General features: G+C 37.1%; 25 protein-coding genes and 1 tRNA gene. 10 read left to right on the top strand and 16 right to left on the bottom strand.

The window, feature by feature from the left end; translation table 11 throughout:
- Positions 1 to 3: 3 nt before the first annotated feature.
- On the bottom strand, positions 4 to 573 hold the full coding sequence (plsY, locus tag CKK03_RS06545) for a glycerol-3-phosphate 1-O-acyltransferase PlsY (RefSeq protein WP_099361781.1): 570 nt from the start codon (positions 571 to 573) through the stop codon (positions 4 to 6).
- A gap of 188 nt (positions 574 to 761) precedes the next feature.
- On the opposite strand from plsY, the gene CKK03_RS06540 reads away from it, so the two are divergent.
- Positions 762 to 833, top strand: a tRNA-Ala gene (locus tag CKK03_RS06540).
- Positions 834 to 900: 67 nt separating this feature from the next.
- On the opposite strand, the gene CKK03_RS06535 is transcribed toward CKK03_RS06540, so the two are convergent.
- Positions 901 to 1,818, bottom strand: a complete 918-nt coding sequence (locus CKK03_RS06535) for a TetR/AcrR family transcriptional regulator (protein ID WP_099361780.1) — start codon at positions 1,816 to 1,818, stop codon at positions 901 to 903.
- Positions 1,819 to 2,055: 237 nt separating this feature from the next.
- Between CKK03_RS06535 and CKK03_RS06530 the strand changes: the two genes are divergently transcribed.
- A complete protein-coding gene (locus tag CKK03_RS06530; RefSeq protein ID WP_099361779.1) occupies positions 2,056 to 2,478 on the top strand; it encodes a universal stress protein in 423 nt (140 codons plus the stop codon).
- A gap of 194 nt (positions 2,479 to 2,672) precedes the next feature.
- Entirely contained in the window at positions 2,673 to 4,157 is a 1,485-nt protein-coding gene (locus tag CKK03_RS06525; protein ID WP_099361778.1) for an aldehyde dehydrogenase family protein, read from the top strand.
- 67 nt (positions 4,158 to 4,224) lie between these two features.
- Here the strand turns inward: CKK03_RS06525 and CKK03_RS06520 are convergent, their stop codons facing one another.
- The 3 genes from CKK03_RS06520 to CKK03_RS06510 form a co-directional block, all read right to left on the bottom strand.
- Positions 4,225 to 4,839, bottom strand: coding sequence for a YitT family protein (locus CKK03_RS06520; RefSeq protein ID WP_099361777.1), 615 nt, complete (start codon positions 4,837 to 4,839; stop codon positions 4,225 to 4,227).
- Between the two features lie 70 nt (positions 4,840 to 4,909).
- A complete protein-coding gene (locus CKK03_RS06515) occupies positions 4,910 to 5,647 on the bottom strand; it encodes an NUDIX hydrolase (protein WP_099361776.1) in 738 nt (245 codons plus the stop codon).
- 130 nt (positions 5,648 to 5,777) lie between these two features.
- A complete protein-coding gene (locus CKK03_RS06510; protein ID WP_180271173.1) occupies positions 5,778 to 6,299 on the bottom strand; it encodes a hypothetical protein in 522 nt (173 codons plus the stop codon).
- A gap of 264 nt (positions 6,300 to 6,563) precedes the next feature.
- On the opposite strand from CKK03_RS06510, the gene CKK03_RS06505 reads away from it, so the two are divergent.
- The 3 genes from CKK03_RS06505 to CKK03_RS06495 all read left to right on the top strand — a co-directional run bounded on the left by CKK03_RS06505 (position 6,564) and on the right by CKK03_RS06495 (position 8,960).
- Positions 6,564 to 7,292: a glucosaminidase domain-containing protein gene (locus CKK03_RS06505; RefSeq protein ID WP_099361775.1), complete on the top strand. Its 729-nt coding sequence runs from the start codon at positions 6,564 to 6,566 to the stop codon at positions 7,290 to 7,292.
- A 121-nt stretch (positions 7,293 to 7,413) separates the two neighbouring features.
- On the top strand, positions 7,414 to 8,181 hold the full coding sequence (locus tag CKK03_RS06500; RefSeq protein WP_245864019.1) for a CPBP family intramembrane glutamic endopeptidase: 768 nt from the start codon (positions 7,414 to 7,416) through the stop codon (positions 8,179 to 8,181).
- A gap of 98 nt (positions 8,182 to 8,279) precedes the next feature.
- Complete coding sequence (locus CKK03_RS06495; RefSeq protein ID WP_180271172.1) at positions 8,280 to 8,960, top strand: SIMPL domain-containing protein; 681 nt, start codon at positions 8,280 to 8,282, stop codon at positions 8,958 to 8,960.
- 42 nt (positions 8,961 to 9,002) lie between these two features.
- Here the strand turns inward: CKK03_RS06495 and CKK03_RS06490 are convergent, their stop codons facing one another.
- The 3 genes from CKK03_RS06490 to CKK03_RS06480 form a co-directional block, all read right to left on the bottom strand.
- Complete coding sequence (locus tag CKK03_RS06490; RefSeq protein WP_099361773.1) at positions 9,003 to 9,713, bottom strand: CBS domain-containing protein; 711 nt, start codon at positions 9,711 to 9,713, stop codon at positions 9,003 to 9,005.
- A gap of 103 nt (positions 9,714 to 9,816) precedes the next feature.
- Entirely contained in the window at positions 9,817 to 9,975 is a 159-nt protein-coding gene (locus CKK03_RS06485; protein WP_099355587.1) for a DUF2639 domain-containing protein, read from the bottom strand.
- Between the two features lie 1,008 nt (positions 9,976 to 10,983).
- Entirely contained in the window at positions 10,984 to 11,163 is a 180-nt protein-coding gene (locus CKK03_RS06480) for an H-type small acid-soluble spore protein (protein WP_099361772.1), read from the bottom strand.
- A 125-nt stretch (positions 11,164 to 11,288) separates the two neighbouring features.
- Between CKK03_RS06480 and CKK03_RS06475 the strand changes: the two genes are divergently transcribed.
- On the top strand, positions 11,289 to 11,537 hold the full coding sequence (locus CKK03_RS06475) for an atypical membrane-integrating protein (Mistic protein) (RefSeq protein ID WP_099355585.1): 249 nt from the start codon (positions 11,289 to 11,291) through the stop codon (positions 11,535 to 11,537).
- A gap of 21 nt (positions 11,538 to 11,558) precedes the next feature.
- Positions 11,559 to 12,551 (top strand): potassium channel family protein, encoded by a 993-nt coding sequence (locus CKK03_RS06470; RefSeq protein WP_099361771.1) that lies wholly within the window; start codon positions 11,559 to 11,561, stop codon positions 12,549 to 12,551.
- Positions 12,552 to 12,592: 41 nt separating this feature from the next.
- Here CKK03_RS06470 and CKK03_RS06465 read toward each other — a convergent pair whose 3' ends face one another.
- The 5 genes from CKK03_RS06465 to CKK03_RS06445 all read right to left on the bottom strand — a co-directional run bounded on the left by CKK03_RS06465 (position 12,593) and on the right by CKK03_RS06445 (position 17,746).
- Positions 12,593 to 13,939: a glucose-6-phosphate isomerase gene (locus CKK03_RS06465; RefSeq protein WP_099361770.1), complete on the bottom strand. Its 1,347-nt coding sequence runs from the start codon at positions 13,937 to 13,939 to the stop codon at positions 12,593 to 12,595.
- 165 nt (positions 13,940 to 14,104) lie between these two features.
- Positions 14,105 to 15,268, bottom strand: coding sequence for an iron-containing alcohol dehydrogenase (locus CKK03_RS06460; protein WP_099361769.1), 1,164 nt, complete (start codon positions 15,266 to 15,268; stop codon positions 14,105 to 14,107).
- Between the two features lie 136 nt (positions 15,269 to 15,404).
- Entirely contained in the window at positions 15,405 to 15,791 is a 387-nt protein-coding gene (gene yugI, locus CKK03_RS06455; protein ID WP_099361768.1) for a S1 domain-containing post-transcriptional regulator GSP13, read from the bottom strand.
- Between the two features lie 288 nt (positions 15,792 to 16,079).
- Positions 16,080 to 17,249, bottom strand: coding sequence for an aminotransferase (locus CKK03_RS06450; protein ID WP_099361767.1), 1,170 nt, complete (start codon positions 17,247 to 17,249; stop codon positions 16,080 to 16,082).
- Positions 17,246 to 17,746: an Lrp/AsnC family transcriptional regulator gene (locus CKK03_RS06445; RefSeq protein ID WP_099361766.1), complete on the bottom strand. Its 501-nt coding sequence runs from the start codon at positions 17,744 to 17,746 to the stop codon at positions 17,246 to 17,248. The genes CKK03_RS06450 and CKK03_RS06445 overlap by 4 nt, the downstream gene beginning before the upstream one ends.
- 165 nt (positions 17,747 to 17,911) lie before the next feature.
- On the opposite strand from CKK03_RS06445, the gene CKK03_RS06440 reads away from it, so the two are divergent.
- Positions 17,912 to 18,715 carry an alpha/beta fold hydrolase gene (locus CKK03_RS06440; protein WP_099361765.1) on the top strand — a complete coding sequence of 268 codons (804 nt, stop codon included), beginning with the start codon at positions 17,912 to 17,914 and terminating at the stop codon, positions 18,713 to 18,715.
- Between the two features lie 450 nt (positions 18,716 to 19,165).
- Here CKK03_RS06440 and CKK03_RS06435 read toward each other — a convergent pair whose 3' ends face one another.
- Together CKK03_RS06435 and CKK03_RS06430 are read right to left on the bottom strand one after the other, a co-directional pair.
- Positions 19,166 to 19,426 carry a DUF1871 family protein gene (locus tag CKK03_RS06435; protein ID WP_099361764.1) on the bottom strand — a complete coding sequence of 87 codons (261 nt, stop codon included), beginning with the start codon at positions 19,424 to 19,426 and terminating at the stop codon, positions 19,166 to 19,168.
- 14 nt (positions 19,427 to 19,440) lie between these two features.
- Positions 19,441 to 19,641, bottom strand: a complete 201-nt coding sequence (locus tag CKK03_RS06430) for a hypothetical protein (protein ID WP_099361763.1) — start codon at positions 19,639 to 19,641, stop codon at positions 19,441 to 19,443.
- Positions 19,642 to 19,775: 134 nt separating this feature from the next.
- On the opposite strand from CKK03_RS06430, the gene kapB reads away from it, so the two are divergent.
- The gene (gene kapB, locus CKK03_RS06425) at positions 19,776 to 20,159 is read left to right on the top strand and encodes a kinase-associated lipoprotein KapB (protein ID WP_099361762.1); all 384 of its coding nucleotides are present in this window, start codon (positions 19,776 to 19,778) and stop codon (positions 20,157 to 20,159) included.
- A gap of 159 nt (positions 20,160 to 20,318) precedes the next feature.
- On the opposite strand, the gene CKK03_RS06420 is transcribed toward kapB, so the two are convergent.
- On the bottom strand, positions 20,319 to 21,647 hold the full coding sequence (locus CKK03_RS06420; RefSeq protein WP_099361761.1) for a C40 family peptidase: 1,329 nt from the start codon (positions 21,645 to 21,647) through the stop codon (positions 20,319 to 20,321).
- Positions 21,648 to 21,713: the final 66 nt, after the last annotated feature.

The following is a 21,713-nucleotide window of genomic DNA, read 5'->3' as shown; positions in this document are numbered from 1 at the left end:
CGCTTATATGTTTTTATTCACTAATTTTTCCTTTAGGTTGTCACGATGTGCCACTAGTAATAGGGCGATTACAATAAAAATAAGAATACATTCACGGATCGAATAGTCCATGAACCAATAAATGACTGGGACGGTAAGAAAAGCAGACATTCCAGCTAATGTAAAGCTTCTCAAAGTCAATAATAAAAGAAGGAAGATCCCACCGAATACTAGAAACGGTTGATAAGCCAATACAACTAATCCACCTGCTGCGGTCGCAATTCCTTTTCCGCCTTTAAATTTGAGAGTAATTGGCCAAATATGTCCGATGACGACTGCGATTAATGAGAGAATTTGCATTTCAAATGAGAAATTCAAGTATTTTGCACCTAGAACTACAACCATCCCTTTTAAAACATCACCAATGGCTGTTAGCAAAAATCCCTTCTTTCCTAGCAATCTACCAGCATTCCGAGCCCCAACATTCCCACTTCCGAGTTTGCGAATATCCTCGCCTTTCATAAACCTCATGACGACATATCCGGTCATTATCGTTCCTATAAAATAAGAAGCTATTACATATAAATAAATCACAAGTCCACCACCATTTTAGGTTTAATCAATTTTACCATTTTTTTCAGGTTATTTATATCGAAATTAAAGGATTCTTTTACATCTTTTTTAGTAGAATATATGAAATTTGGGACATCCTTATGCAAAAATAACGTATTAATATATTGTCTATTAAGAAGCCACATGATATAATTTTGCTAAATTCATACGGGGTTGTAGCTCAGGGGGAGAGCATTTGCCTGGCAGGCAAAGGGTCGTGGGTTCGATTCCCATCAACTCCATCATTAAAGTCACTCTTTGGTCCACATTGAGTGGCTTTTCTTATTGATAAAAGCACAACAGACCCGATCAGTTTGATTGGGTCTGTTCTTTGTTTAATATATGCTCTCTCACAAAGTGAGCAAACTGAGAAAGCTCTTCTGTTTGTTGAAGCTCCTTGCTCATCACTAAAGATAGTAGTGAGCTCTCGATGAGAAAGAGACGTGGGAGTTTATTATTCATAGATTCTTCCTGAATGAAGTCAACTAATTGCTGGTACTTTACTTTTTCCGGTTCATTTTGACGAATCTTCATAATCGCCTTTTTCAGGTCATTTGTTTTTTCAAAAAATTCAGTTTGAACATTCTTTTTTCCTTCATTCTTTTCAGGCAACCATGTTTTTAGTAACTCCGGATTCAATAGCTTACTATTTGCATTATCTACATCTTCAACTAAAGTTAGTAAGCGATCGACACAATATTGCATGATGGCTTCATGATCAACTTTCGGACCGTACGTAAAGAAGTGATATTGAAACGATTGTTGTAGCATTCCGGAAAAAAGAATCGCACAATCCAATAAATACTCACGTTTCTCTTCACCAAATAAGTCGATAAAACGATAATAAAGCCATCTGAGTTGCAATAACTGAAATTGTTTTACAAACTGCTTTAAATCCGGATCATTCGATACAAGGGCCTCTTCAATAAGAGCATAAAGTTTGTTTTGCTTATTTAACTGAAAAAAGAGACCTAATTGTTTACTAAAGATATCAATATTCGCAAGGTTTTCACCTATTAATAATTTATTCCGTTCTTCCTCGTTTTTGATTTGGATTGAGTTAAAAACGGCCATAAACAGTTCGCTTTTTGAAGAAAAATAGTTATAAAAGGTCCCCTTTGAAATCCCACTAGAATCAAGGATATCTTGGATTGACGTGGCTTGAAACCCTTTTTCCATAAAGAGTTGATGAGCCTTTTCTAAGACATATTGTTTTCGTTCATTCATGTTCAATCCCTACTTCTGAACTACCATTTTTTAAATTTTATAGTAAATGATTTAAATAAAGAATTCAAATATCAAATGGAATAACTTTTGTAAATTCGTTATTATTTCAACAATTTTGTTAACTACATCTGCTACTACAAGAATAACATTATAATAGAAGTAGGGGTTGATTTTTATTTCTATTTGCATGTTGCCCTTAGAAAGTTCAATCTCACCAAATTGAAAGGGGGTTCCTTTATGAACAGACTACTTGTTCCTGTTGATGGTTCCACTCATTCTATTAAAGCATTACAATTCGCGTTACAACTAGCAGATGAAAAAAATTCAGAAATCATATTACTTAATGTCCAGCCAAGTTATAATACTCCAAATGTAAAACGTTTTGTTGGAAAAGAACAAATTAGAGAGTATCAAACTGAAGAAAGTAAAAATGCGTTTGAACGTGCATTAGCTGAAATAAAAAGTGTCACTATTCCTGTCGAGACAAAATTAAGAGTTGGAGATCCATCAATTGAAATATGTGAGGAAGCAAGAGATTTAAAAGCAACACAAATTATCATGGGATATAGGGGACTTGGGGCTATCAAACGAACCGTGCTTGGCAGTGTAAGCTATAAAGTATTACATGATGCTCCATGCCCGGTAACAATTGTTCCTTAATAACGTCTTCTTGGTAGAATGATTGATTATCAATCATTCTTTTTTTGTCGAAAAAACCCGTCTTGAATTGTCGGAATTTTTTACCAAAAATTGGTTGATTACTAGTTTATAAATGTTAACATTAGTATTGAAGGTGTTTTTAGCAATGCCTGTATGCCTGTATTGCTAGTTTCATATTAAAAAGGAGGAAGAAAATGAGCCAATTAATTTTTGCATTACGAGAGAAGGTTGAGTCATTTTTAAGAGGGACTAAAAAGCTTTACATCAATGGAGAATTTGTTAAGAGTGCTTCTGGTAAAACGTTCGAATCCTATAATCCAGCTACCGGAGAAGTTTTAGCAACTGTAAGTGAAGCTGGACCAGAAGATATTGACCGTGCTGTAAAAGCTGCCCGAAAAGCTTTTGATGAAGGCCCTTGGCAAAAAATGACGGCAGCCGAAAGAAGCCGTATCATGTATAAACTGGCAGATTTGATGGAGCTACATAAAGATGAGCTAGCACAGTTGGAAACATTGGATAATGGAAAACCGATTCGTGAAACATCAAATGCAGATATTCCTCTAGCAATTGAACATATGCGTTATTATGCTGGATGGTCTACGAAAATTGTAGGACAAACTATTCCTGTAAATGGACCATTCTTTAACTATACTCGTCATGAAGCTGTTGGTGTTGTGGGACAGATCATTCCATGGAACTTCCCGCTATTAATGGCAATGTGGAAACTTGGTGCAGCTCTTGCTACTGGTTGTACGATTGTATTAAAGCCAGCTGAACAAACTCCTCTTTCTGCTCTTTATTTAGCAGAGCTAATGGAAGAAGCAGGATTCCCAGCTGGGGTCGTGAATATTGTTCCTGGATTTGGTGAAACTGCTGGTCAACCTCTAGTTGATCATCCATTGGTTGATAAGATTGCGTTCACTGGTTCAACAGAAGTAGGAAAAAGCATCATGGAAAGAGCCTCCAAAACATTAAAACGTGTAACATTAGAATTAGGAGGAAAATCTCCAAATATTATTTTACCTGATGCTGATCTTTCAAAGGCCATCCCTGGTGCATTAAATGGGGTTATGTTTAACCAAGGTCAGGTATGTTGTGCTGGCTCACGTGTTTTCATTCAAAAGAAACAATTTGATAATGTTGTGGCAGACATGGCAAGCCATGCTGAAAAGATTAAACAAGGTGCAGGTTTGCATTCTGATACAGAAATTGGACCGCTTGTTTCAATCGAACAACAAAATCGCGTTTTAGGATATATTGAAAAAGGAATTAACGAAGGTGCAGAACTAGTAGTAGGTGGTCAGAAACCATTTGAAGAAGGCTATTTCGTATCTCCAACTATTTTTGCGAATGTAAAAGACGAAATGACAATCGCGAAAGAAGAAATCTTTGGTCCTGTTATTTCAGCAATGCCATATGAGGACCTTGATGAATTAATTGCACGTGCAAATAATTCTGAGTATGGTCTTGCAGCTGGTGTGTGGACTCAAGATGTTGGAAAAGCACATTATATTGCAAACAACTTACGAGCTGGTACAGTATGGGTGAACTGCTATAATGCATTTGATGCAGCTTCTCCATTTGGTGGTTACAAGCAATCCGGAATCGGCCGTGAAATGGGATCCTATGCATTAAATAACTATTCAGAAGTAAAGAGTGTCTGGATTGCTATGAACTAAATAACAAAGCACCTGTAGCTTAACATCAAAAAAGCGAGAACCTCATTTTAGGATTCTCGCTTTTTTGTTAAAACGTACTTGTATTATGTTTCTGAATTTGCCGTTTTGGTAATTGGACCTTATATAAGAGATCGATAATCCGTGTGCTTATAAATTGACTAACGAGCGCATAAATGATGATTTTCCAATCCACGATGATTCCTGTCGCAAGCAAAATCGTACCATTAATGGCAAACAGTGCTTTTCCTGGTGAAAATCCTTTAAGTTTTGAAATGATTAAAGCTAAAATATCCATTCCACCTGACGAGGCACCCATACGAAATAATATCCCAATTCCAACACCAAAGATCATCGAACCTACAGTCAAATCAACGATTACATTTGAGATTGGATTTGTTACCAATGGACTGATTACACGAATGGTGAGTGCTGTAACTGTGACACAGTACAGCGTCCAAATCGCGGCCTCTTTTCCAAGCCACTTAATCGCAGCAAATAAAAGACCCGCATTTAGTACCCAAAGCGTAATATCAAAAGGAGTACCCGCTAAAAAATTGACCAGTACTGCGACACTAGCAGCTCCTCCAGTTGGAATATAATGTGGAAATAAAAAGGTTGCCATGGCAAAGCCCTGAATGATTGCTGCAATTCCAAGTATTAAACCTTTGTTCATTAATTTCATGATGTGAGCTCCTACGACTAAACCAGATTTTATTATAATGGTACCATTATTTATGAAAGTTAAAAAGTAACTATTCTCCTTCAAATCTTGCTAATAATTCATATGGTCTCACTTTAAATGCTTCATATGGCACATAATCTCCTCTTATCGCATCAAGAACACGTGGTGTAAACTTTGGCCTTTTTATATAATCAGCAAAATTTAGTTCATTTATTTTTACAAAAGCTACTTCTTTTGTTTCGTTAGATGTCGTTAAATTACCTCCTCTATATTCCCCTCGAAAAACAATTGAAACGACACTTCCGTTCGAATATACACCCGTTACACCATGTAATCGCACATAAACTCCTGTTTCCTCAAAGATTTCCCGACAAAGGGCCTTGTCTAACGTTTCTCCTTCATCCACTCCCCCACCAGGAAGCTCCCATGTATCAGAGCGCCAAAAGGTCTTTACCAGTAATACCTCATGATTTTCATTTGTGATAAATCCACTTACACTGACTGTGTGTTTAGGGGACTCATACGTACCTGTTGAAGATAAGAAGTCCTCCTTACAGTCTAAGCAATACTTTTTTAGTTCCTCTATTTTCTCTTTCTCTTTATAAACTCTTTTTTCAATTTTTATATACTCGTCCATATTTGGATATTCCCAAACGGCCATGATTTCCTTATTGGATTCATCTTGCCACTGTCCAATTAGTTTTGCACCATTTTTAATTTGAATCGGGATAAAGTTGTCATTTAAGAATTGCACACATTGAGAAGCCATGTTCGGAGTGACTCTGTAAATTATTCTTTTATATAACATTGTTCTCATTCCTTTTTCAAAGTTAATGTATCATACGTCAAAGTCTTCAATCTGTTTGGACATTTTCTTCGCATAATAAAAGACCTGCTTTACCGTAAGATAAGTGGTAAGCAGGTCTCTTTCTTTTTAATTAATCTTTCCAAATAATTTCACCCGATTTTGTTGTAGGATCGATTTCAACTTCGAAATCGTGTTTTTCATAAAAATAGACAAGACGATCAACGTGATCCCAGTCTCTTTTGGCGATATCGCCTGTAATAACAGGGATGTTTTGTTCGCGCGCAATTTCCTTTAAATGATTCATGCAAATCGAACCATAGCCCTGGTTCGCAGGTCCTTTGATATCACCAATATGAATCGCATTATCTTCATCTTTGTATTGTGCCTGAAGTGAAAAATCCCAGTTACCTCTATAGGCTGTGTCACAATCATTCACCATAATTTGGCAACGATTGCCGTCATCAAAGGCCGATACAATTACCCATTTTTCTTCCTTTGATTGGTCAATACCGATGATTTGATGCTTTTTGGAGATTTCTTTGATGTTATCTTGCATGCGAAAAAGCTGAAACTGTAAATCCTCTAAATCCTGTTTGACCTCTGACGGGTTCTTATTCAGATCCTCTTTCATTAGCAAACTTTGAAAATACATAACAAACACCTTTCATTGTATATTTTTTGCCTTAAAAGCAATTTACTTCCATTTTATTGATAAAAATGGGAAATGTTTACGTTTCTGACAACGAACATACAGTTTCAGATTATACTAGACTAACAGTATATTTGCAAACACCTCTCTAGGTCTGTCATCGTTTTATAAGATTGTTATAACATCTTTGTAACATAACTGTCATTTTATTATGTTAGGATAGTTTCCATGAGTAGGAGAAAGGTCTTATGAAGGAGGTAGGATAGTATGAAAATCTCAAACCTTTTACTTAAAAAACCAGCCCTCATTTATATAATTGGTGTTGTAATCATTATAGGAACAAGTATTTTCGCTACCATGCAACATTCAAATGCTGAAACACTTGAAAAGAAAGATACGCCAGCAATCAATCCAGTAAAAGAATTAAAGAAAGAAAAAATAATAAATAATCAAAAACCGCAAAGCAAGCCTGTGCAAATGGCTTCAAAAAATTATAATGTAGAACAGGAAAATACCATTACTGCTTCAGAATTGGACAAGCATTTAAAGGGAAATTTAAAAGGTTTAGGACCAAACTTTGTAAAGTCGGGTGAAGAGCACGATATTGATCCTATATTTTTAGCAGCATTAGCTGCTCAGGAAACAGGTTGGGGTGATTCTGAAATTTCAACCTCACCTTGGAACAATATTGGCGGTATTACATGTATGCCCGATATTTACGCTGATATTTTTGGTGAAGATTATCCAAACCCTGGTTGCCAGGAATTAGTCGAAGGTGGAACAGAATGGCAAAAATTTCGTTCTATTGAAGATAGTATCCATTTTAAAGCGATCTATTTAAAGAAATACTATGTCGAGAACGGAAATGAAACAATTGGAGAAATCCAGACAATCTACGCTCCAAATCAAGCAGCGAATGACGCCACTGGTCTTAATAATCATTGGGTAAAAAATATTGTATCCATTATGAATAATGTTAAAGAAGATCAAGTATGAGTAAGGTGCCTTAAAGGGTACCTTTTTTTGTTGTACTTGAAAAATAAAAATGAACTTTCTCATCACTTCATTCGTATTATCTACGGAAAATAAATGATAACGAAAATTAATGAGGGTGTTCATGATGACAGAGTTTTTTATATTTTGGATAGCTGCATCAATTGGGGCAATCGTCGTTATGCCCTATCAGTTTAAAATGTTAAAAGGCAAAATTGAGGAGGACGCAATAAAGAATCCCACTAAAAAGATTCCTCCTACTCCCGTACTTGTTTTAATCAGTATCATTCAAAGTGTTGTGTTATTAGGAGTATCCGCATTTATTGGAACATGGCTTGCTCCAAAAGTTGACTTACATTGGTGGTTAATTGATTCCTGGTTAGATGGAAGCACTGTTCCCTACGACATCTCAGGGACCATTCTTCTGAGTATTGTGATTGGATTTGTTGCAGCCATTATCATCATCGGTTTGGATATTCTTTTCATGAAAAAGATACCTAATGTTCAAATGGATGAACCTTCTAGATTTCAATCGTTTTTGGCTTCATTTTATGGTGGAATCTCAGAGGAAGTTTTAACCCGCTTATTCTTAATGACAGCAGTGGTTTATGTATTTAGCCTTTTAGGGCTTGGAGATCTTTCATATTGGATTGGTATCATCGTTGCTGCCCTTTTATTCGGAGTTGGGCATTTGCCAGCTGCTTTTGGACTTTTCGGCAAATCCAAAATCGTTATTATCCGTACGGTTGTACTTAATGCCATACCTGGAATGTTGTTTGGGTATTTATATTGGAAGTTTGGAATCGAAATAGCCATGATTGCTCACTTTACAGGGGATATATGTTTACACGTCATTTTTGGACCAATGTATCGAAAAAGAATGGCTGGCTAGCTCACGAAATTCGTGGGCTTTATTTTTTTGTATGCACACCTAAATGTTCCCGAAGTAATACAATACCAAAAAAGATTATTTTGGGAAGGAGCTCTACGATGTATTATTATGAACCTTGGATGATGCGTTCTCAACCTAAAAGGAACAATAGTACCAATACACATAGAATGCAAGTAAATGGTGAGGGAATTGTTACAACTGCGCCTAATATTGCAACCATCACACTAGGAGTCATTACAGAAAGTAGCACAGTTACAGAAGCACAGAATGAAAATAACCAACTTACAAAAAAGGTCATAGATTCTTTATTAGGACTAGGGATACCAAATGAACATATTAAAACTGTAGATTTTCGAATCGACATCATTTATGACTATGAAAACTCGAAACAGACCTTAAGGGGCTACCGGGTCACTCATATGTTACAAATATCAGATGTAGACATCCAATCTGTTGGTACGGTTGTGGATACAGCCGTTCAGAACGGAGCCAATACGGTGACGAATATTACTTTTACAGTGCGCAATCCTCACGTATATTATGAAAGAGCACTTCAGAATGCCGTTCAAGACGCACAAGATAAAGCAAGGACAATCGCCAAAAAATTAGGAGTTGCACTTCAAGAAGTTCCCCTTCAAATTAAGGAGTTATCACAGCAAAGCCCACCTGTTCCGTTTCAAACGGCAATGTTTGCAAAAAGTGAAGCTGCTACACCGATACAGGCTGGGGAGTTGACGATTACTGCTAGGGTGGAAGCGACGTTCCTATATTCCGTTTAATAATTAAAAGGCACTGATCTCATTGCCTGTTTAGTTCGCGTTTTAATCAATTTCAATTAGGTCCCATGATGTGATGATCCCTAATGGCTTTTCGTCGATTTGTCCAGTTTCGGTTATGATGACCGCTTCTAGTTTTTTACCGTGCGCATGGCGTTTCTCAAACTTTTCTTCAACGACAAATATATCACAATTTTGATCAACAAATTCGATTAGATGCTTTGTTTCGTAGGGGATGATTTTCCCAACTCGGATATTTGATAAGTCAATACTATCATTTAATAAATGTTTGGCCATCCATTTCATAATAGCCCCAGACGTTAAAATTCCAATGCAAATACCATCTTTGTAAATCGGAAACTTCGTATACGAATTGTTATGGGTGGCAAGAATCACATCTTTAATAGAGGAATGAAAATTAAAATAAATAACAGGGCGACTTGAAATCGATAATGCCGTTACTGGTTTCTCCAAGAGTGCTGCAATTTCCTCAATCCGCTCAACCACTTCTTGATGTGGCTCAGCTATATAAAAATCAGCACGTAACTTTTCATGGACAATCGCGTTGCGGAGCTTAGCAAATTGAAAGAGTTCATCCTTATAGGAACGGATAATAGCATGCCTTTTTGCACCATGCGCAACCAATTGACTAAATATATCTCCATTCACATTCTTGACCATTTTACTTAATGCTTTATGGACACGATTGAAGGCTATCTCAAATCGTTGTGATAAATCGATTTCGACTGTTTCCACTGTTCCCCCTCCTACTCAACTCTTATTATATTTTAAAAGTGAGTAGATTTGGAGAATAAATGTTTACATAAAAAAAAGCAGCCTCGAGGACCGCTTTTGACAATTATTTATCTGCTTCTTTATCTGCAACTAGCTCAAAATACAGTTTTCGTAGGATATATGTTTTATACGTTTCTAGTTTTTTTCGCTCAACTGGATGATGGTAAATCCCTTTTTCTTTTAATTGTTTCACGTACCAACCCTTTGATCCTGGATAAGACATATCAAATCCCCCTCTTTTTTTCGCTTGTCCTATATGTATGCTAGGAAGAGAAAAAGAATGAGTATCCTTTAAAAAATTTTTATAGAGTTTGTAACCTTTTACAAAACAGGTCGTCTAATTCAATGAAGTTTTCATTTCTCTCTTGCCTCTAATTACTCTCTCATAATTAGAGGCACTTTTTCCTTCATTTCCCCTATCATTTATATATACAAAAAACCTCTAGGGTGTCCTAGAGGTTTTTTGGTTTGCATGAAAGATTCCAATATGCAAATAGTATAAAAAAGAGGTGATTTTGTGAAGAAGGAGACACTTAGCTGGATTTTAACTGGACTTGTGATTGCTTTTTTTCTATGCTCATTTTTTTATTTTAGCTCGGATATATTCGCAAAATTCATTAGTGGATTTTGGGATTGAAAAAGCTCCCCTTTGCGTAAAATGGGAGCTTTTGTTTTGTCATTCCATTTTAGTAAGGAACATGGTAGTTCTCGGTGAGTCCACTTGATGATGGACTCAGTGGCTTGAAACTTCTACGGTGTGTCTGAATTCAAGGGTTTTTCTGACAGACACCATCAGTAACTTCTCCTTTGTGTCAGAATGCTAGGCTCATTCGGACTCAGTGAACCAAAAAACTCTACGGTGAGTACGAATTCAAGGGTTATTCTGACTGACACAACCTGAAGCTTCTCCCTTGTGTCAGAATGCAAAACTCATTCGGACTCAGTGAACTAGAAAACTCTACGGTGAGTCTGAATTCAAGGGTTATTCTGACAGACTCAACCACTTACTTCTACTTTGTGTCAGAATTACGGGTTGATTCTGACAGACTCAACCAGAAAAATCTCCAGTGAGTCCAATTGTGTGGTTGATTCGGACTCTTAGCACCCAGATACCTCTAAATCAAGTCGGAATGCTGGGATGATTCAGACAGAGAAAACCATAATTTTCTCTTTCCAGTCAAAATGCCACCCTACACCCGACTAAAATCAACCCGCTTTAATACTTTTGTACTTACATTTCTTCCAATTCAGCTACTGGGACACTATTTTTTTCATGCTCCCTACCTCTTAGGTGCACGGTGCACATATTCCCCTGCTCATCACAGCTGTCAATCCATACTGAAGTGCCTTGATAATGAACGGTTACTTCATTTGATGAAGATAAGATTTGCTTTGCTCTACGAATATCCATTCTACTCACTCCCAATTCATATTTTCTTCCCTCCAATAGTTTCCGAATTTCTAGGAAATTTATGCAAAAATAGCAAGCTTTTGAACACACTATATAGGAAAGGATCAAGGAAGAGGAGTAAACGTATGAAGCTTAATGAAAATGAGAAGAAGACACTTAGTGATTCGATTGATAGGTTAAATGAAGGCTTAGATGTTGTCATTCAGTTATACAATGAGGCAGAAGAAGATAAGCCTCTGATTGAATTTGATCAAGAGGTTATTGAAGCCATCGAAAAAGCGAAGGAAACCTTTGGAGACGAAGAGATTACTCGTAGGATTAATACAATCATAAAAGAGATCTTTGCCTTTCTACCAAAAGATGAAAAAAAATAGAAGAAAAAAGGAGTGGAGTGTTTGTTAACAAGTATCTTAGCTTCCTTTTTTAAGCGCTTTTTGATTGCCAAGCTTATTGGAATTGTTTTATTAGTCATCATCATCTTTGGTGCCATTATTCACTTAATTGAGCCGGAAAACTTTCCAACCGTTTTCGACGGGGTTTGGTGGTCGATTGTCACCGCCGCGACAGTAGGATACGGTGATTATGCTCCAACTTCATTTGTTGGAAGAATTGTGGGGATGTTTCTGATCTTTATCGGTGTTGGAATTGTAACCCGCTATTTCGCTGCGATTTCAACTTCAACCTTCGTTACCCAAAATGCATACCTTGAAGGCACGTCTGGATTCCACGGAAAAAAACACATTATTATCATTGGTTGGAATGAACGTGTAAGGGAAACCATTTCATTTCTTAAAACTCCAGGATCATCAACTGAAATTCTGTTAATTGATGATTCCTTAGAAAAAAACCCGATGCCTGGCAATCATTTTCATTTTATAAAAGGGGATCCGACTCGTGATGAGACCCTAAAGCAAGCAAATATACAAGATGCAGAAATGGTCTTAGTTACCGCCGACCAAGGCAAGGATGAAGTACATGCTGATATGCTCACCATCTTGACATTACTTGCGATAAAAGGGTTGAATCCAACCGCTTATACAATTGTAGAAATACTAACTACTCATCAGATTCAAAATGCAAAGCGTGGAGGTGCAGATGAAATCATCCAAACGAACCGGATTTCTAGTTTGGTTATGGTCAATAGTCTTTTTTCACATGGAGTGTCAGATGCTTTGCTGTCCATGTTGGTTGATTTAAAAGGTGTAAAACTTCAGTTTTTGGAAACGACCTTTGATTTGGTGGGATTAACTTTTCAAAAAGCGAGTGAAACTTTATTAAAAGAAGGAAAAATTTTAATTGGAATTAAACGAGGCGAAGAAATAACAATTAATCCTCCACTTTCACTTGAAATACGAAAAAATGATCACATTCTAATCATAAAAAGTTAAAAGGGATTCTCCATTCGGGAATCCCTTTTACTATGATCAGCTTATAAGCGTTTTTCTAGTTCGGCCTTCTTCTCTTCGAAGCCAGGCTTACCTAGTAGAGCAAACATATTTACTTTGTATGCTTCTACACCTGGTTGGTCGAATGGATTTACACCTAATAGGTATCCACTCATTGCACATGCTTTCTCAAAGAAGTACACAAGGTATCCAAATGAATACTCGTCCATTTCTGGTACATGGACAATTAGATTTGGTACGCCTCCATCTGTATGAGCAAGCATTGTACCTTCGAATGCTTTTTTATTAACAAAATCAACCGATTTTCCAGCTAAATAATTTAATCCATCTAAATCATTATCTTCTGCTTCAACAATTAATTCATGACGGGATTTTTCGATATTAATAACTGTTTCAAATAAATCACGTCGCCCTTCTTGAACATATTGTCCAAGTGAGTGAAGGTCTGTTGAGAAGTTTGCAGACGATGGATAAATTCCTTTTTGGTCTTTCCCTTCACTTTCGCCAAATAATTGCTTCCACCATTCGGAGAAATATTGAAGTCCTGGTTCATAGTTGATTAGCATTTCAATTGTTTTGCCTTTGTTGTATAGTGCATTTCGAACAGCCGCATATTGGTAAGCAGCGTTTTCTTCAAGCTCTGATTTAGAGAAATCAACACTTGCCGCTTGTGCACCCTTCATCATTTCTTCAATATTTGCACCACTAACGGCAATTGGAAGTAGCCCAACAGCTGTTAAAACGGAGTAACGACCACCAACATCATCAGGAATGACGAAGGATTCATAGCCTTCTTCAGTTGCTAAAGTTTTTAATGCGCCACGTGCTTTGTCAGTTGTTGCAAAGATACGGCCACGAGCTTCTTCTTTTCCGTATTTTTCAATTAACATTTTACGGAAGATACGGAATGCTAGTGCTGGTTCAGTTGTTGTTCCAGATTTAGAAATGACGTTAATTGAATAATCTTTACCTTCTAGTAAATCCATAAGGTCCTTCATATATGTAGAACTGATGTTGTTCCCTACAAATACGATTTGTGGTGTTTTACGTTGTTCCTTTGATAAGGAATTATAGAAGGAGTGGTTTAACCAATCAATAGCTGCTTTTGCACCAAGATAAGAACCACCGATACCAATCACAAGTAAAATGTCAGAATCTGATTTGATTTTTTCAGCGCTTTTTTGAATGCGAGAAAATTCTTCTTTGTCATATTCAGAAGGAAGGTCTACCCATCCTAAGAAATCACTACCTGCGCCTGTTTTTTCATGTATAGAATGGTGTGCGACCTTAACCGCATCACGTAGATATGTAATTTCATGTTCTCCAAAAAAAGTTAATGCTTTTGAATAATCAAAACGAACATGTGTCATTTTCAATACCTCCACCCTTTAATTTTCAATGCCTCTTTTCACTGTAACCAAACTTTTCTGTTAAATCAAGACCGTCGTCTTACTGTAAGCGTAGCCATTTTAAAAAAGTAAAAAAAAGAACTCACACAGGTAGTATGAGCCTTTTTGGCAGTTTATAAATATCAATTATAGGGATGCTTTTAGTATTTCAAGCGAATCTTGTTTGCCTAGTACTTTAAAGCGGCCAAATTCACCGAAAACAACTGTTTTTTCGGCCATTAGTTCAAGGTTTTCTTCTCCAATGTCGTAATCTGCCAATCTTGATGGTGCACCGATGCTGTTCCAAAATTCTCTTAGCTTATCGATTCCTTCAAGTGCTACTTCACGATCTGTTTTTCCTTCAGGATCGACATCAAAGACACGCACAGCCAATTGCTTGAAACGGTCTACATTTTCATCCAAAACATGCTTCATCCAATTCGGGAATAGAATCGCAAGTCCACCACCATGAGGAATATCATATACAGCAGATACGGCATGTTCAATATTATGTGTAGCCCAGTCCCCGTTATATCCCATGTTTAACATTTTATTTAAGGCAAGAGTTCCATTAAGCATAATGGTCGCTCTGTAATCATAGTTTTCTAAGTCATTAATTAGTTTCGGTGCCGTTTCGATGACCGTCCTTAGTATAGACTCACACCATCTATCTTGGGTTAACGTGTTCGGTTCATGATGGAAATAATGTTCAAACACATGTGACATCATATCCACCATTCCATACACTGTTTGATTCTTTGGAAGGGAATATGTATAAACTGGATCTAGAATTGAAAATTTAGGAAACACAGCAGGACTTCCCCATCCATATTTTTCATTCGTTTCCCAATTTGTAATGACCGAGCCTGAATTCATTTCTGAGCCTGTCGCTGCTATAGTCAAAACAGTTCCTAAAGGAAGAGCGTCAGTAGCCACTGCTTTTCGAGACATGAAATCCCATACATCACCATCGTATTTTACGCCAACGGCAATTGCTTTTGTACAGTCAATAACACTTCCACCACCAACAGCGAGCAAAAACTCAATGCCTTCCTTACGGCAAATTTTGATTCCTTTTTTGACAGTAGACAGACGGGGATTGGGTTCTACTCCAGAAAACTCGTGTACCTCTGCCCCTATTTCATTTAATTGGTGAATGACTTGGTCGTACAAACCATTTCTTTTGATGCTACCGCCACCATATATAAGCAATACTTTTTTTCCGTATTGGGGTATTTCAGTTTTAAGTTCTTGTACCTGCCCTTTACCAAAAATAAGCTTAGTTGGGTTGTAATATGTAAAGTTTTCCAAAATGATCGCCTCCTGTAAAAAATTATGGCAATGTTACAACATGTTGTAAAGTAGTTTGCTCTTTACATTATCTTTCTATTTTTATTAATATATGTAAAAAAAGAGGCTATTCAATGAATGCCTCTTTTTCTGGTTCTTAGTTAAAATTCGATTGTTCAATCCATTCTTCAAGCTTATCCTTTAAAGTGTTGAAACCTTGAGGGCTTTCAGCATTTGCTGGCTGTGCTTGTGCTGGACGTTTTTTAGGCTTAGCAGTTCTTTGTACCGGCTTTTCTGGTGCTTCTTCAGTTGCACGAATTGATAGACCGATTTTTCCTGCGCCTTCATCAATAGATAAAATCTTTACATTTACTTCATCGCCAACTTTAACATGTTCGTTAATATCTTTAACAAAACCATGAGTTACTTCTGAAATATGAACTAAACCTTGTGTATTTTCGTCTAAAGCAACAAATGCTCCATAAGGTTGAATCCCTGTAATTTTACCCTTAACAACACTTCCTACTTCGAATTTTTCTGTCATGCTACCCAACTCCTAAAACTTTAGTTTACATACCTTTATATACGCAATAAACAATTATAACACAGAATAGCCATTTATTCAAAAAAAGAACCTTTTCTCTTTTAGAGTTACCATTTCGAGATGAAATTATGAAGGAGGTAATATTTATCATTTTGATAATAGCGGGATCTGTGCGGTGTTTAAAATAGGTGATTACTGGAGATACTACTTTTAAAGGCTTTCTAGTATTCCCCTTTTGTATGTAGGACAAAACCAAAATTGGTTTTGTCCATTTTTTTATACAATTTTTTAGACAAGATTGTTGTTTTTCAAGAATCGGCCCATACGTTTGACTGCTTCTTGGAGTTGCTCTAGTGAGGATGCATACGAGCAGCGAATAAACCCTTCACCACTTTCACCGAATACATTACCAGGAACAACTGCTACTCTTTCCTCCATCAGTAAACGATGCGCAAATTCCTCAGATGATAATCCCGTTTCTTTAATAGACGGAAATGCATAGAAAGCGCCGCCTGGTATATGACAAGATAGTCCAATTTCCTGTAATGAGGATACGAAAAAGTTTCTACGCTGACGATAGCTTTTTCTCATATATTCTACATCTGAAAGTCCATTTCTTAGAGCCTCGATTGCTCCGTACTGAGCCATCGTCGAAGCACACATCATTGTATATTGATGAATTTTCAACATAGCTTCCGAAATTTCTCTTGGAGCAGCAGAATAACCTAAGCGCCATCCAGTCATAGCAAAGCCCTTTGAAAATCCGGAAACAAGGATTGTACGCTCAAACATCCCAGGGATACTTGAAAAACTAGTATATTTGCCTTCATAGGAAAGTTCAGCATAAATCTCATCTGAAATCACAAGTAAATCGTGCTTTTCCACAATTTTAGCAATGGCTTCAAGTTCTTCCTTCCTCAGCATTGTACCTGTTGGATTATTTGGAGAACAAATAATAATGGCCTTTGTACGTTCTGTTACTACTTTTTCTATTTCTTCTGGCTGTAGCTTAAATTCATTTTCAGGTCTCGTATGCACAGGGATAGGAACTCCGCCTGCTAGCGAAACGATTGGGCTGTATGCAACAAACGTTGGTTCCACAATGATTACTTCATCACCTGGATCGACAATTGCACGTAATGCCAAATCAATTGCTTGGCTTCCACCGACCGTCACTATAACCTCATGTTCAGGAGCATATTGCACCCCAAAAGATCTTTGTAAATAAGCTGAAATTTCCTGCCTTAGTTCTAGTAGTCCCGCATTTCCTGTATAAGATGTTATTCCTGACTCGATAGATTGGATGCTTGCTTCTCTAATTGACCAAGGTGTTACAAAATCAGGTTCACCCACACCTAACGAGACGACACCTTCCATGGTTACCGCTAAATCAAAAAATCGGCGGATTCCGGAAGGTTGTAATTCTTGAACTTTTTTAGAAAGGTACTGAGAGGTCATGGTGTCACCACAATCCGTTTGTCATCTTCACCTTGATCAAAAATAGTTCCATCATGCTTATATTTTTTCAAAATAAAATGAGTTGTTGTCGAAAGAACAGAATCAAGAGTTGAAAGCTTCTCAGACACAAAAGAACCAACTTCTGACATCGTTTTACCTTCAATTACAACCGATAAATCATATGCGCCAGACATTAAATAAACAGATTTTACTTCTTTAAAATGATAGATACGTTTCGCAATTTCATCAAAGCCGACACCTTTTTTCGGGGTTACCTTGACATCAATCATGGCTGTTACACCTTCATGGCCTTCAACTTTCTTCCAGTCCACGATTGTGTTATACTCCACAATAATCTTTTGATCTTCTAGTTTTTGAATAATGCCATCGACTTCATCGACACTTTTGCCTACTAATTTTGCAATTGTTTCCACAGGAAGTCGTCCGTTATTTTCAATAATCTCAAGTATTTCGATTTCATTTTCCTGTAACTGCATAATGGTCACTCCTAGTAATTTGAAATGAATTTTTGTCACTTATTATATCAGATAAATGAATAGTATATTGAATTATTTTATATTCATTCGAAATTTTATGAGTTTTTCTATCCCCTTTGGTAAAAATAGGGATAAATCAATAGTGTAGGATGTGGATTTTCATCAATGGATACGATACAAATTAAGGGAGTAAATCTTCATTATCAGTTATACCAACATAGTAAAAAGAAGCCAGTTCTTGTCATGTTGCACGGCTTCTTATCATCCTCATTTAGCTTTCGAAGACTGATTCCCTTTTTAAAGGAAGAGTATACAATCTTATCGATTGACCTCCCCCCTTTTGGGAAGAGTGAAAAATCAACTAGATTTACGTACTCTTATTCCAATATCGCGTATGTTGTTTGCGATTTGATTCGGTCTTTTCATTTTTCAAAAGTGAATTTAGTTGGCCATTCGATGGGTGGCCAAATATGCCTATACATTGCAAAGCAAGCGCCTGATTTAGTAGATAAATTAGTTTTGTTGTGCAGCTCAGGCTATATGAAACGGATGCCAAAGTCCTTAATCTATTCTTCCTATCTTCCCTATTTTCACTTTATTGTAAAGAGGAAGCTAGCCAAGCAAGGGGTATTACATAATTTACGTAATGTCGTGCATAACCATGAGCTCATTGACCAAGAAATGATTGATGGTTATACAGAGCCCTTCTTGGATAACCGTATTTTTATGGGTTTAACGCGAATGATTCGCCATCGTGAGGGAGACTTACCGTCTGAAGAATTAAAAAAGATTAACCATCCAGTCTTTTTAATTTGGGGTGAAAAAGATCGAGTTGTTCCAATTTCTGTAGGGAAAAGGCTTCATCAAGACCTGCCAAATTCTAGTTTTGTTTCCATTAAGAATACGGGGCATTTGGTTCCTGAAGAATGTCCGGAGAAAGTATACGAGTATATTTCGGAGTTTATCTAGGTGTTCTTAGCTCGACTTTCCTTCATCGGGTCTATGAAGGGGATTTGGTACGAAAATTCCCACCTGATTCCTCTTCATCCCGTCTATGATGGGGATTTGGTACGAAAATTCCCGACCGATTCCTCTTCATCACGTCTATGAAGGGGATTTGATACGAAGATTCCCGATTGATTCCGCTTCATCGCGTCTATGAAGGGGATTTGGTTCGAAAATTCCCACTCGATTCCTCTTCATCGTGTCTATGAAGGGGATTTGATACGAAGATTACCGACCGATTCCTCTTCATTGTGTCTATGAAGGGGATTTGATACGAAAATTCCCCCACGAATCCCCTTCATCATTTAAGTTAAAGGGTAAATGGAGAGCAGCGCCATCCCTCCCTATCCAAATCATCAAAGAACCCGTACAAAACCCTTAATATACAAAAAAAGATGGGTTGCCCCATCTTTTTTACAGTTCGCACGTCGCATTATTTAAAATGGATAAGAGTTTTACAGCCATGTCCTCACATTCTTTTAGTGGAATGACTTCCTCAAAGGAGAATTCAAAAATAGACTGTATTTTTCTTGCTAATTTACCGGGATTATCAAATTGATGGGCTGCCTGTAAAACATCCACCGCTTCTGTTTCATAAGAACCGACTCCATAGCCAAGTGGATCCCATTCTTGCAGCATAATCATAATTTGTAAATTGGCTTGTTGATTTTCCATAGAATCACCTAAAATTACTTCATGAAATTATTTTTGTCTTGTTTTATTAATTGCTTCTCTAGTTCCTCAGCTTTCGCTTGTTCTTTTTTTGAATGCTTGATAAATAAGCGAAACACGATAAACGCAATAATTAAGCAAATAACAGTAGTTATTCCAGCTGGAATATATTCTGATTTATCCTCAGGGAAATATAGAAACAGGTTTAATACTGGCATTCCTACACACCTTTCAACCTATAATGATAGCTTTTTACATTATAACACAAACCTAAGACGTGTTATAAGATGCTTGTTCGAATGACGTCGGTTATAATGAAAAGAGTTAGAAATTTGCAGAAGGAGTGATTAGAATGTCTGATGAATTTAAAGTTGGTGACATTGTAACTGGAATTTATAAGACTGGAAAATATATTGGAGAAATTACAGCAATCAAGCCTGAGCATTATCTTGTGAAGGTAAAGGCTGTCTTAAAGCATCCAATGCAAGGGGATATTCATTCACCGAAGGATGTTAATGTTCCACTTTTTCAAGAACGGAGAGCACTTGCTTTTAACGAGCAGACAAATGTTCCAAAAAAGATGGTACGCCATTACAAAGAGGAAGTTCCTGAATATAAGACCTCTTTAAGAGAAGCAGTGGAAAAAACAAAGAATGATTTAGAAGCTGAAGGAACAGAATGGGCACTACGTAGTCTTGAAAACATGAACGTGTTGGAGAAAGATTATTTTAAATAAGCCCTTGAGTCGAATTTTAGGCTAATGACCATAAAATGTATTTATTGGCCGTAAATTTAATTTATAAGCCGTATTTTTACCTTATCGGCCATAAATTACAATTATTGGCCGAAAACATAGAAAACCTACGGATTCAATTGTTCCGTAGGTTTTACTTTTTTAGTAAACCCGCTTGGCGCCTACATAATATTTAGACCAATACGTATTATCCATCGATACAACGTCTATTCCCTTTGAAGATGTGGCGGAAATAAACTTGTTATTCCCTACATAAAAGCCGACATGGGAGATACGGCCTGTATCATTGACCGCAAAAAACACGAGGTCTCCCTGCTGTAAATTTGCTTTTGAGACAGGCGTCCCCATCGTATAATAGCCTGCTGATGTAGTTCTTGGGATATCAATTCCATGACGCGAATGCATAAAGGAAACGAAACCAGAACAATCAAATCCAGCTGTTGTCGTTCCTCCCCACAGGTACGGAATTCCTACAAAATTATACGAGTCATTCACTAAATCTTGAAGCACCTGCTCTCGGTTTTGTGTTCCTTGTTCAGCTTGAGCAGTTCCACTCACTTTTAAAACTTGTCCAATTGAAAGGGTATTTGTTGTCAGATTATTGATGTTTTTAAGCTCCGTCACACTCATATTATAAGTTCGAGCAATTCCATATAAGGTATCTCCTGCTTTTACGGTATATGTAGCACTTGCTACATTTTTCTGTGGGGCTGTTGCTGTATTTCCTAGCTGTAATGTTTGACCCACATAGAGCATCGATGATGTTAAGTTATTATTTTTCATGATTTGGTCAACCGTTGTGTTGGCTCGCTGGGCTATCGAATATAATGAATCGCCAGGTTGAACCGTATATGTGTTGTCTTGTATTTGAGTGGTCTGTGGTGCAGTACCGATTACTTGTAGGGTTTGTCCCACATGGATGGTGTTTGAAGTTAGATTATTTAATTGCTTGATTTGATCAACACTCATGTTATAAGAATTAGCAATGGAGTAAAGTGTGTCACCACGGGTGACTGTATACGTTGCTGTCGTTTGTGGAGGTTTGGCCTCACTAATTACAAGCGTTTGTCCAGGGTAGATCATATCACCGGTTAAATGGTTTAGTTGTTTTACCTGGGACACGGTTAGATTATATTGTTTTGCAATTCCATATAGTGTATCACCGTTTGCAACCGTATGCGTTGTTTGGGTTTGGGAACTTGCTTGGTTATTGCTGGCTGCCTCTACTTTAGAGGAATGGTGTCCTCCCACTAAAGTAATTGTTGCGATTACCATTGTCCCCATCATGACCTTTACGATATTCGGATTTAGGGTAGGGACTTTTTCATTGAGATACATGCGAATGCTTTCGTTTAGATGAAGCTTTTTGCCTTGTTCTGGTGTACCAATTTCACTTGAAAACTCCTCTAGCTGGGGATCTATATATAAACATACAGTTTGTGGATTTTCTATTTTATGGCCAATAAACATAAGGCATCCCTCCTTTTGAAATTAGGATATCCTAACGGGATGCGATTATTTTTCAAATCAATTGTA

The organism is Fredinandcohnia onubensis (assembly GCF_002734215.1).
Taxonomy (GTDB): Bacteria; Bacillota; Bacilli; order Bacillales; family Bacillaceae_L; genus Ferdinandcohnia; species Ferdinandcohnia onubensis.
The sequence above is the reverse complement of the archived record's forward strand: the minus strand, read 5'-3'. Positions and strand labels throughout refer to the sequence as shown.